General features: G+C 46.6%; 9 protein-coding genes. 5 read left to right on the top strand and 4 right to left on the bottom strand.

Annotated elements, in window-relative coordinates:
- Window positions 1–164: 164 nt before the first annotated feature.
- Both QUA54_RS32470 and QUA54_RS32475 read right to left on the bottom strand, forming a co-directional pair.
- The gene (locus QUA54_RS32470) at window positions 165–341 is read right to left on the bottom strand and encodes a hypothetical protein (RefSeq protein WP_333418953.1); all 177 of its coding nucleotides are present in this window, start codon (window positions 339–341) and stop codon (window positions 165–167) included.
- 103 nt (window positions 342–444) lie between these two features.
- Complete coding sequence (locus QUA54_RS32475) at window positions 445–825, bottom strand: nuclear transport factor 2 family protein (RefSeq protein ID WP_333418955.1); 381 nt, start codon at window positions 823–825, stop codon at window positions 445–447.
- A gap of 439 nt (window positions 826–1,264) precedes the next feature.
- On the opposite strand from QUA54_RS32475, the gene QUA54_RS32480 reads away from it, so the two are divergent.
- The 4 genes from QUA54_RS32480 to glmS all read left to right on the top strand — a co-directional run bounded on the left by QUA54_RS32480 (window position 1,265) and on the right by glmS (window position 6,820).
- Window positions 1,265–2,170 carry a CoB--CoM heterodisulfide reductase iron-sulfur subunit B family protein gene (locus QUA54_RS32480; protein WP_333192315.1) on the top strand — a complete coding sequence of 302 codons (906 nt, stop codon included), beginning with the start codon at window positions 1,265–1,267 and terminating at the stop codon, window positions 2,168–2,170.
- Between the two features lie 345 nt (window positions 2,171–2,515).
- Window positions 2,516–3,727 carry a chloride channel protein gene (locus QUA54_RS32485; RefSeq protein WP_333418957.1) on the top strand — a complete coding sequence of 404 codons (1,212 nt, stop codon included), beginning with the start codon at window positions 2,516–2,518 and terminating at the stop codon, window positions 3,725–3,727.
- Between the two features lie 765 nt (window positions 3,728–4,492).
- Window positions 4,493–4,738, top strand: a complete 246-nt coding sequence (gene psaC / locus QUA54_RS32490; protein WP_015175986.1) for a photosystem I iron-sulfur center protein PsaC — start codon at window positions 4,493–4,495, stop codon at window positions 4,736–4,738.
- A gap of 159 nt (window positions 4,739–4,897) precedes the next feature.
- Window positions 4,898–6,820 carry a glutamine--fructose-6-phosphate transaminase (isomerizing) gene (gene glmS / locus QUA54_RS32495; protein ID WP_333418958.1) on the top strand — a complete coding sequence of 641 codons (1,923 nt, stop codon included), beginning with the start codon at window positions 4,898–4,900 and terminating at the stop codon, window positions 6,818–6,820.
- Window positions 6,821–7,018: 198 nt separating this feature from the next.
- On the opposite strand, the gene QUA54_RS32500 is transcribed toward glmS, so the two are convergent.
- Both QUA54_RS32500 and QUA54_RS32505 read right to left on the bottom strand, forming a co-directional pair.
- Window positions 7,019–8,554, bottom strand: a complete 1,536-nt coding sequence (locus QUA54_RS32500) for an O-antigen ligase family protein (protein ID WP_333418960.1) — start codon at window positions 8,552–8,554, stop codon at window positions 7,019–7,021.
- 43 nt (window positions 8,555–8,597) lie between these two features.
- Window positions 8,598–9,443: a YaaW family protein gene (locus tag QUA54_RS32505; protein ID WP_333203400.1), complete on the bottom strand. Its 846-nt coding sequence runs from the start codon at window positions 9,441–9,443 to the stop codon at window positions 8,598–8,600.
- Window positions 9,444–9,804: 361 nt separating this feature from the next.
- On the opposite strand from QUA54_RS32505, the gene QUA54_RS32510 reads away from it, so the two are divergent.
- Complete coding sequence (locus tag QUA54_RS32510) at window positions 9,805–10,872, top strand: FAD-dependent oxidoreductase (protein WP_333418962.1); 1,068 nt, start codon at window positions 9,805–9,807, stop codon at window positions 10,870–10,872.
- The last annotated feature ends 173 nt before the right edge of the window (window positions 10,873–11,045 follow it).

Raw genomic sequence — 11,045 nt, forward strand, 5'->3', positions numbered from 1 at the left:
GTTAGGAGTTGGGATTCAATCAACTCTCAGCAAAACTTTTCATTATATCATAAAATTATTTTGCAAGAGGTCTAATAAACATTCCCAGTTAGAGATAGCATAGAAGTTGTGACGCTTAATCCTAGATTTCTTAATCAAGTTATTTAGTTGAAACCAATGGCGACCTACGTGCTTCCATCCTTCACGGAGAGATAGGCGGTGATGGAGCCGGGAATATTTTCAGCTAATCGCATACCACGTCGGGCGATCGCCATTGCTGCGGCTTCATCACTGGCTAGATCGTATTGGCGTGAATATTTTACAAGTCCGATGACCCTGGTGTAAGCTGGATTCACCTTCATCTGATCAATGCCTCGGTTACTCAGCATTTACTCAATAAATCTGCTCATTTGCTTGAATTGGAACGTTTTGCCGGAGCCACACTCAAATGATTTTGAGTCATTCTTACTTCTTGATGAAAATACCGCCTCTGTACGCAGCGCCGAAGTAGACAGTGACGCTCGATATCTGTTCGCCCTCGAAAGTGAAAAACTCGGTATTTCTGAACTCCATGCCTTCAAATGTTGTTGCTCGATACGTAACGAACGCCTCGTCTCCTTCAACAAAGATTCGTTCGATCGCGTGCTGGCGAATACGATCGCTGTTAGGCCAGCATCGCTCAAAGTAAGTAGCGCGATCGATGCCATCGTCATAGGGGCTGGTAAAGGTGAACGTGCTCGTTAGCAGTCTTTCGACGGTTGCTCGATCCTTGGCATTATAGGCAGCGAAACAGCGCTCAATCGTCGCCTTGCGTTGGGCAGATGCCTGGTTGTCTGGTTCGATCATGACTACCTCTGGAGTTAATCTGGGAGTGTAAGGATTCAGGTATCTGAAACGTAGTCACAGAAAGACTTCTAGAATTCAAGCCTTCGCTAAATCAACAGTTTAATTTTCAATAGGTACGAAAATAAAAGCTTTCATGGTTTCTTAATAAGAATGGATATTTGATGATTATTTGACCAAATGGTTACACCGTATAGGTTTTACTGCTTTTTTCATGACCTGAATCCTTACCTGGGAGTTAACGGTTAAATTGAGCCGCAGTAGATATCTTTAGCTCGACTAGAATCAGAGCTTTTTGCCTGCTCCAATCTGGTTGTTAGGCTGGTGGCGTTGGGCAATATTGTCTAAAACTGCGTAAGGATATGGAGAGGAAGCATCCCAACTTCGATCGCCCTCCTTTTCCTTTTTTGTCCCTTGCCTTGTGTCCCCTGCAGAAACGATTATGCCATCCCCAAATCTCAAATATGCTTACTTTCCCGGTTGCGTTGCCCAAGGGGCCGCCCGCGAACTTTACCTTTCTACTCAAGCACTGACTCAAGCCTTGGGCATTGAACTGGTGGAACTCAAGAAAGCTTCCTGCTGCGGTTCTGGCACTTTCAAGGAAGATTCGCAGTTGCTGGAAGATACCGTCAACGCCCGCAATATTGCTTTGGCTGAGGAACTGAATCTGCCTTTGCTGACGCATTGCAGCACTTGTCAAGGGGTAATCGGTCATGTGGACGATCGCCTCAAGGAATCTCAGAAAACCGATCCCAACTACATAGAAAAAGTCAACGGTTTACTAAAAAAACAAGGCTGTTCGCCTTATCAAGGCAGTACCGAGGTGAAACATCTGTTGTGGGCGATCGTTGCAGATTACGGGCTCGATGAGGTGCAGAAGCGAGTCACCCGCAAGCTTTCGGGCTTGAAGTGCGCGTCTTTTTACGGATGCTACCTGCTGCGAGCTCAGGATAAGCTGCTTTACGATGACCCGCACCAACCGGAATCGATGGAAAATGTATTTCGGGCGATCGGGGCAACTCCGGTTTACTATCGAGGGCGGACGCAGTGCTGCGGCTGGCCGTTGGCGAGTTATGCCACTAACCAATCTTTTCAGATGGCAGGCAAACATATTCAAGATGCTCTTGACAATGGCGCTGATTGTATGGTAACTCCTTGTCCTCTGTGTCACTTGAATTTGGATTCGCGACAGCCGGAGGTGGAAAAAGTAATCGGGCGCAAATTGGGTTTGCCGGTGCTGCATTTGTCCCAGTTGGTGGCTTTGGCTTTGGGTGTGGAGCCAAAAAAACTAGGGCTCGATCGGCATATTGTTTCAACTAAGCCCGTGTTAGAAAAATTAGGCTTTTAGTCGATCGATTTGCGCGGCTTTGTAGTAAGGACTAAAGTCTTTTCTAATATCACACCCAGTTTTGTAGTAAGGACTGTAGTCCTTTCTAATATCCAATCCCGTACGATCGGAATTATACCCGAGTGCTTGCGGGAAGCTCGATCGCGCTCATACATTTTTGAGTTCAGTCCTGGACTGCCGTTGTGAGACTGCGATTGTTAAAGCGCATTCGATAGCCCGAATCTACACTCAAAAGCAAGTGTGGTGCGTGGTAAATTAATATGCAGACAACAAAAGTTGTATACCATTAGACAAAATACTTTTTTAACACTTTCTAACTTGCTAGCTATTGACAAGGAATAAGCAATGAAACGAAATCCAATAAATCTCACACGTCCGGTATTGCTATGGGCAATGCTAGGAATAATTTGTGGTTTGTTTGCTGCAAGTTATTGGATATTTTTGTCTTACATAATGCTGGGATTTGAATATTTTAGTGGACCTTCTCTACTAATCATCATGCCGCTTGCGGGTTTGCTCGTCGGTTTGATAATTCATTGGCTGGGAAATCCTGGCGAAATAGGGTTGATTATTGACAATATTCATCTCAATGGTGGGCGATTACCCATGAACGAGAATCCTTCGATGATTCTGTCGTCGCTAATCAGTATTGCAAGTGGAGGCAGTGCTGGTCCAGAAGCACCAATGGTGCAAGTCACAGGTTCAATTGGTACGTGGTTGGCCGATCGCTTTCAATTGCGCGGAGAGGCACTACGAACTTTGAGTATTGCTGGCATGGCATCTGGTTTTACAGTTTTGTTCGGCGCTCCTTTGGGTGGTACTTTTTTTGCTTTAGAAATCCTGCACCATCAGAATGTTGTGGAGTATTTTGAAGCAATATTGCCTGCCGTCGTGGCAAGTTGTGCAAGTTACACCATTTTTGTAGCAATTACCCAGCTAGGAATTGGCCCTACCTGGCATTTTCCTCAATACAATGTGGACAGCCTTTATGACTTTGGCGCAGCGATTGCTTATGGAATTGTAGGTGCGCTCATGGGGTGGTTTTTTATCGCTGTATTTCGCAGTATTGGTCGCTTGTTTGATTCGATACCCAGTCCAATCTATGTGCGCACTACTTTAGCGGGGCTAGGACTTGGTGTTTTATCAGCTTTATTTCCGCTTACTCGTTTCTTTGGTGAACATCAAATTGAAAAAATTGTTGAGGGAAAATTTCCTTTGGAATTTCTTTTGACTTTAGTTATTGCTAAAGTGTTTGCTATTAGTACGACCGTAAATGGAGGCTGGCGGGGGGGGATTATCATCCCGCTGTTTTTTATAGGAGCCTGTTTAGGAAAGGCAATCGCGATCGTTAATCCCGCATCCAACGAGACTTTGGCAATGATTTGTGTAATGGCTGCTCTGAATTCAACAGTTACTCGAACTCCAATTAGTACAACTCTGCTACTCGCCAAGTTGACAGGATTCAGCACTTTTACACCGATTCTCTTCGCTAGTCTCGTGGGTTTCTTCTTGGCTCCCCGATCTCCCTTCATTAGCTCACAGCATAAAGTGGATTAACCAAAAGCTATAATTCCTCTAATAGCTCCGTGTAGCGGTTAAAAATACGTGCAATTTGCGAGGGTCGAGTCTCAAGGATTTTGTGATTAAAAATTCACCAATGGCATCAAACAACATCTGGGTGTTGATACCAGTCAGCTTGCCCTTTTTGATCTATTGCACAAAAGCCAGTGTGTCCGATGAATGTGGCTGGATTGAACTGTTGAGTCACAACTGCGATTACTTTCAAACTCGGGCTCGTCAATATTCCGAAGACGATCGTTCTGCAAGGGCAAGGGGTATCACCCGGATCGGCTCATCGCAGAGAAAGTAAAAACTCTATCCCCAGATTATGACCCAGATCCGGTTTAAACTGGCACAGAAACTAACGAAAGCCGAAAAAGTGGCACTAGAGGGGAAAACTGGATTTGTCGTGGTGGCAACTCGGGCAGGTGATTCAACGGTCAAACGCTTCGATGTAAGGCTGTAAGAGTTTGGTCAAGAACTTTGAGCAGACCCTCATCAATACTACTGCGAAACTCAATTTGTATTTCATCAGGCTGATGCTCAAACGGTTGGCGAATTAATATATCCCAAAATGGTTCTATAAGACTACCAGCGTGAATAACTGTGAAGTTTTGTCGCTTTTTCGCGAAGTGCTTCCAAGCACTGCGGTAGACTAACCTTTAATTCTCTGTGCAGGCTATAGCGGTGGCACCTCACCGTCAAATCTGTTAATTCGCAGAGCAAGGAAATTTTTAGTGACTCGTTGGGAGCCTTTATTCAATGTCTCATTCAGTCAAAATTTACGATACTTGCATCGGCTGCACTCAATGCGTCCGCGCTTGTCCGACTGACGTTTTGGAGATGGTGCCCTGGGATGGCTGCAAAGCAGCTCAGATTGCATCCTCTCCCCGCACCGAAGACTGTGTAGGCTGCAAGCGGTGCGAAACTGCTTGCCCCACCGATTTTCTGAGCATCCGGGTTTACCTCGGAGCCGAAACCACTCGCAGTATGGGTCTAGCCTACTAAATATCGATCGACACGCCGATCGAATTACGGGCACAAGAGAGGGGGCGATTACATTGCCCCCTCTTTTTTGTCGCGGAATCTGCATTCTGGGGCCGGAAGAAGGTAAAAATGATAAAACGTGAGTTTTATTGCGATCGCTAAGCAGGAGTAGTACGTTAAATGTGCGGAATCGTTGGCTATATCGGCACGCAAGCAGCAAGCGAGATTTTGCTAGCAGGATTGGAGAAACTAGAATACCGGGGCTACGATTCAGCGGGCCTCGCTACCATCTCGGAAGGACACATTACCTGCATCCGAGCCAAGGGCAAATTGCACAACCTCCGGGAAAAGCTAGCAGAGATAGACTCTCCGGCTCCCATCGGCATCGGACACACCCGCTGGGCAACTCACGGCAAACCAGAGGAATATAACGCTCACCCTCACCTAGATAATAACGGGCGAGTTGCGGTAGTTCAAAATGGAATTGTCGAAAATTATCGCGAGTTGCGGGAAGAATTGAAAGCAAAGGGACATAAATTTGTCTCGGATACCGATACAGAAGTTATTCCTCATTTAATAGCTGAGTTTTTGAAAGAAGGAGAAAGGGAGAAGGCAGAAAGAAAAGAGAAAAAAGCCGAGCAAATTGCTGATTTGTCGTTTTTGGAAGTGGTTTTAAAGGCGGTAAATAGGTTAGAAGGAGCCTTTGCGCTCGCCATTATCTGTGCAGATTTTCCCGACGAAATAATTGTCGCCAGACAGCAAGCTCCTTTAGTGATTGGCTTTGGTGCCGGCGAATTTTTCTGCGCTTCCGACACGCCGGCCTTAGTATCTCACACCCGCACTGTTTTATCTCTAGAAAATGGCGAATTGGCAAGGCTAACTCCGATGGGAGTCGAAGTTTACAGCTTTGCAGGGGAAAGGCTGAAAAAAAGCCCGCGCATCCTTGGTTGGAGTCCGGTTTTAGTCGAAAAACAAGGCTTCAAACACTTCATGCACAAGGAGATTTACGAACAGCCCGCCGTAGTCAGAGCGTGTTTGGAGGCTTATTTAGACAGCGATTGGCAGCCGGGAAATCCGCGCTCTCCAATCAATCTCAACTTGCCCAAGGAACTTTGCGCCGATGTCGAACAAATTTCAATTCTCGCCTGCGGAACGAGCTGGCACGCCTCGCTAATTGGCAAATATTTGTTGGAACAATTAGCTAATATTCCCACTGCGGTGCAGTACGCTTCTGAGTACCGCTACGCACCGGCACCGCTGACAGCAAATACTTTAACTATTGGGGTAACTCAGTCGGGAGAAACGGCGGACACGCTGGCGGCTTTGGGGATGGAACAGCAGCGGCGCGCGGGTCTTACGGATAAATTCCAGGCGAGAATGTTAGGGATTACTAACAGGACTGAAAGTTCGATCGCCCACATGATGCCGCACGTGCTCAATACCCACGCCGGTATAGAAGTCGGCGTTGCTGCCACTAAAACTTTTGTCACTCAGTTGATGGCATTTTATTTCTTAGCTTTGGATTTGGCGCACCAGCGGCAAACAATCAGCAGCGAGAGATTGGCAGAGATTATTGCTGGTTTGCGCCAGTTGCCAGCGGAAATTGAAAAGTATTTGGAGATTCAAGAACAGTATGTAGAAGAATTGTCCCACCAGTTTACAGAAACCCAAGATTTTATCTTTTTGGGGCGAGGAATTAACTTTCCCATTGCTTTGGAAGGGGCGCTGAAACTGAAGGAAATTAGCTACATTCACGCCGAAGGATATCCGGCGGGAGAGATGAAACACGGCCCGATCGCCCTTTTGGACGCGAAAGTGCCTGTAGTGGCGATCGCGATGCCAGGAAGCGTCTACGAAAAAGTGCTGTCTAACGCTCAGGAAGCGAAGGCGCGCGACGCCCGTTTAATTGGCGTTACGCCGAAGCAAGGTGTGGCGGAAGCCGATATTTTTGACCACATTTTGCCGGTGCCTTTGGTGGATGAATTGTTGTCGCCGATTGTGACAGTGATTCCGCTGCAATTGTTGGCTTATCACATTGCGGCGCGTCGGGGTTTGGATGTGGATCAGCCGCGCAATTTGGCGAAGTCGGTGACGGTGGAGTAAAGGAAGGAAGAAGGAAGAGGGAAGAAGGAAGAGGGAAGAGGGAAGAAGGAAGAAGGAAGAGGGAAGAGGGAAGAAGGAAGAAGGAAGAGGGAAGAGGGAAGAAGGAAGAAGGAAGATTAATTACTGAATTTCTCATTCCCAATTCCCAATTCCCAATGCCCAATTCCCAATAGGCAATGCCAATTCCTCAACTCAAAACTATTCCCTCTGGCTGACTCCGCAAATTGCGGCTAACAGCAACCAGCTTGTAGTATTGAGTCGGAAATCAAACAGCGTCACGTCTACAGTGTTAAATAGCGTACAGGCGACGAAAGCTAATAAATAACTGAAAAAAATTAGGCGATCGGCCGCTTTTAAATCTTGACAAACCACCTGATTTGTGCTATTAGTTATAAATTTTTGATGGAGCACTAAAGCATTTTCCGCTACTTCCTGTGTTGCTATTTGCTCGTGTTTAATATCCGCAGGAAAAAGCGGCCAATTCGCCAGCAGCAAAACACCCCTAGCCAAAACCCAACCAACTAAACCAAACAACAAAAGCGTTGCGGGTATTCCCGTTTCCGCAGTCAACATCAGTATCAAACTGTGAGGATGACCGAGCCATTCTTGCATTTGAGCTTGATAAATAGGCGTAAAATTTCGCAATCCCCAACCAGTCCAAGGACGCTGCTGAGTCATCGACCAAGCAAATTCCCACTGAGTAGTTCTCAAAGTAGCAGTTGGCCGATTTGGAAACATCTCGTCGGTGAGTCTAGCCCAAAAGAAAGCCGGAACAATTCTTCGTAAAGATTGCCGCAGTGGTTCCGGGCCAAAGGCAGACAAAAAAATTGTGCTAGCCACGCTCAAAACCGCAGCTAATAATTTTTTATAACCCGCATAAAGTGCAAAAGCCAAAACTGCCACAACTGCCAGTCCCCAAGCATTGCGAGAATTAGTAAAAATCAAAGCAACAGCATTTCCGCTCACTGCAAAACTTAAAAATAGGAATCTGTAATTGGGAATCTGTAATTGGGAATCTGGAATCAGCCGTTCATTAATTGTTTCTTTTTTTCCTCTTTCCTCTTCCCTTAAAATCTCGCTGTTCAATCCGTTCAATCCCTTAGAGTGCTCGTTCCCGAACCCTTCTTCCATCCACAGTCCCAGTGCTAAAATAAAAGCAATTGTCAGATAGCAAGCTAAAATATTAGCGTACATAAACACAGAAGCCATGCGGCCGGGGGGATTGCCTTTGGGTTCGAGTACCCAGCCAAAAACGGGCTGCAATTGATCGATGCCGCTCCAACCTAAAAATTGCTGTCCCAGACCTAAAATTATCACGGGAATTGAACTACTTACAATCATCCAAGACAATTGCCGCAATTGAGGCGAAGTTTGAATTAAACTGCTGAAAGCAGCAAACAATATAAAGAACGGCAAAAAATTGTACAATCCTAAAAAAGCCTCGCTGCGGTTGTAGGCAAAAACCGCTGTGATGACTAGCAGCGCGCTCAGAATTGCGAAGCCTCGATTCAGCGGGCGGCGACTAATTTGACGGAACTTTTGCTTGCAAGTGCCGGCCAATCCCAGGAATAAACTTAAAGCTCCCAAAATCGGAATTAAGGGAAAAATCAGCATCCCCACTTGAGCGAAATTCCAAGGGATTTGCAGGCGGCGATCGGGATGTTTTTGGAGTCGAGACTTGAGATTTTCGGCTGTCACTTTGGCAGCTAATTTCAACCGATTTTTGATATTCACCCACACTCCCAATCTCAAATTTCAAATCTAAAATCTACTATCGTTAAGCTAGTTCCCAAACGCATTCCGATCGCGTCAGGCGAATTTGAGCTAAGGCAAAAATGGTCGGGATAATCCGGCCGTAGTTCGTGGAAATCGATCGCCAACCCAAATCCGCGAAAAACCAAGTCCACATCACCGGGCCGATCAACGAAAATACGCTTCGCGTCGCACCGTAACGAGCCGCACTCACAGCCATACCGCGCCGTGCGGTCTGAATTGCGACATAATTTTGAAACTGGGTTGCTGCGGTTGCAGTGCCTGCAAGCACTCCTTGTTTTGCCATTTGATACGTGGCAAAATGCAGCGCAAATTGATTGGCCATTAGTTTGAGCAGCATTGGTTTTAAGATGGAACTAACAGCTAAAGCGCTGCCGCCTTTGAACAGTAAACCCAGCGGGTCTTTTTCAGCAGAAATTGGCAGGGGTTCTGAGAGTTTAGAATCAACGATCGCTCGCTGTACGCGCACTGTCAGCGCTTGCTGTTCGTCTGCCGGCAAACGCTTCCACGCCCGGCCCATTAAGTGCAGAAATACTTCTGCCTCTAAGTCGGTGGTTGACAACTGTTTGGGATAAGGGATTTTGAGATAGCGACAAACTTGAATTAGCGCTTGTCTGTAACTGACTTGTTGGGTTCGCCCTCTGAGTACCGTCAACCCGTCGGCTGCAAGATAGCGAAACCGCTGTTCTACGGCGTCGAGCCATGCTTGGCGATCGCGACTTTGTACGTCTATGGGTGCGGGGGTTTGCACGTAATCTAAAGGGTTAAACTTGCGGCTGAACAGAAGTTCTGTTAGTTGCTGCAATTCTTCTTCTGTTGTCAATTCTAGTGCTGCTCTGAGTTCGTCCAAAATTTTGCCCTCCCGTATTCGATTTTAGATTTTAGATTTTAGATTTTAGATTGCTGCTGATACACAACCATTGGGATTTAGGATTTACCCACTGTGGGATTTTTTTATCTGGTCTTAATCATGGATTCGTGCTGTCCTTTATTCTACTACTTGGTGCAGGGCGATGGCGTCGAGCCCTCGCCCGCGCTACGGATCTCAGGGTTTTGCCGCAAACTGAAATATTGCACTTAAACTTCCCCGCAGCCTTTAAGCTGATAACTAGACATCTAGTGAAAAGCAAGTCTTGGGCAGGCAGGATGCCTACTGCACAAGAGTTTTTGGAGATGTCTAATGACTGGTGACTACAGACTAATGACTAATTATGTTCGATGTTGCGGTGATTGGGGCGGGTATGGCGGGGCTGAGTTGCGCTCAACGGTTGCGTCAAGCTGGTTATTCTGTGGCGGTTGTTGAGAAATCTCGCGGTGCGGGGGGACGTGTTGCTACCCGCCGCGTACAGGGGACTAGGGCCGATCACGGGGCGCGGTATCTGGAACCGCAGGCGGATGCGGTGCAGCGGTTAATTGAGGCTTTGGTCGATCGGCACATCCTCAAACTCTGGACGGATTTTCTCTGGGAATTCAAACAAGGAGAAATGTTCTCTATTCCTAGTTCTTGTTATGTAGCGCCTGCTGGTATGAATGCTGTGGGTAAGTATCTGGCGGAGGGTTTAGAAATTTGGTTTGGCCGCCGCGTACAAGCTATTTCTACTAAAGATAACCAAACGTGGCATCTTTCCTTAGAAGTCACTGACAACAATTTAGACATACCTCAAGAATTGATTTCTAAGGCTGTTGTGGTGGCAATTCCTGCTCCTCAAGCTTTAATGTTTTTGGATGCGGAAATCGGTTTGTCGCCTGATTTTATTGACAAATTGCGTTCTGTAGAGTACGACCCTTGCATTACCGCTATGGCTGGCTATCCTGCGGTCAAACAGCAAGATTTGAGCACTCTAAATCCGCAGTGGAAATCTGTTTCTTTTGCCCATAATTCTGATTTAGCTTGGATTGGCTGGGACAGCAGCAAGCGGCTCGATCCGCAGCAGCCGGTGTTTGTGGTTCACAGCAGCGTAAATTTTGCTCAACGCCATCTAGAATCTGTTGATTTGGAAACTGTCGGTCGAGAATTGCTCGATCGCACTTCTGAATATTTAATGCCTTGGCTGAAACAGCCGGAATGGTTGCAGGTTCACCGCTGGCGCTATGCTTTTTGTCGAAATCCTTTGCCTGTTTCTTGTTTGGCGGCGGAGGGGACTTTGCCGCTGGTTTGTGCGGGGGATTTGTGCGGGGAAGGTCAAATAGAAGGTGCTTTGCGATCGGGTTTGGCGGCGGCTAATTGGGTAAATTCTCAGTTGCAAAATTTACCCTTAGATGCCAGGCTAAATTGGTAATATGGCTACAATTAAGGTATCGATTTTGCCTCTAACGTTATGATTGCCATCCCGTCTGGGTTTAGCCCCGAAGATTAACTTGCCCTCGAACGTGATAGGGAGCATGTCACTTTTGCAGTGAGTAATTATACTTATGAAGTTTTCCCCTGATTTCCAATTAACCCGTTCAAGTA

The sequence above is a fragment of the Microcoleus sp. MOSTC5 genome (assembly GCF_036701825.1).
In the GTDB taxonomy this organism is placed as follows: Bacteria; Cyanobacteriota; Cyanobacteriia; order Cyanobacteriales; family Microcoleaceae; genus Microcoleus; species Microcoleus asticus.

Bases quoted from the DNA above. Each gene is read 5' to 3' on its own strand.
- QUA54_RS32470 (WP_333418953.1), bottom strand. From the start codon at position 341: ATGAAGGTGAATCCAGCTTACACCAGGGTCATCGGACTTGTAAAATAT.
- QUA54_RS32475 (WP_333418955.1), bottom strand. From the start codon at position 825: ATGATCGAACCAGACAACCAGGCATCTGCCCAACGCAAGGCGACGATT.
- QUA54_RS32480 (WP_333192315.1), top strand. From the start codon at position 1,265: ATGCCATCCCCAAATCTCAAATATGCTTACTTTCCCGGTTGCGTTGCC.
- QUA54_RS32485 (WP_333418957.1), top strand. From the start codon at position 2,516: ATGAAACGAAATCCAATAAATCTCACACGTCCGGTATTGCTATGGGCA.
- psaC (WP_015175986.1), top strand. From the start codon at position 4,493: ATGTCTCATTCAGTCAAAATTTACGATACTTGCATCGGCTGCACTCAA.
- glmS (WP_333418958.1), top strand. From the start codon at position 4,898: ATGTGCGGAATCGTTGGCTATATCGGCACGCAAGCAGCAAGCGAGATT.
- QUA54_RS32510 (WP_333418962.1), top strand. From the start codon at position 9,805: ATGTTCGATGTTGCGGTGATTGGGGCGGGTATGGCGGGGCTGAGTTGC.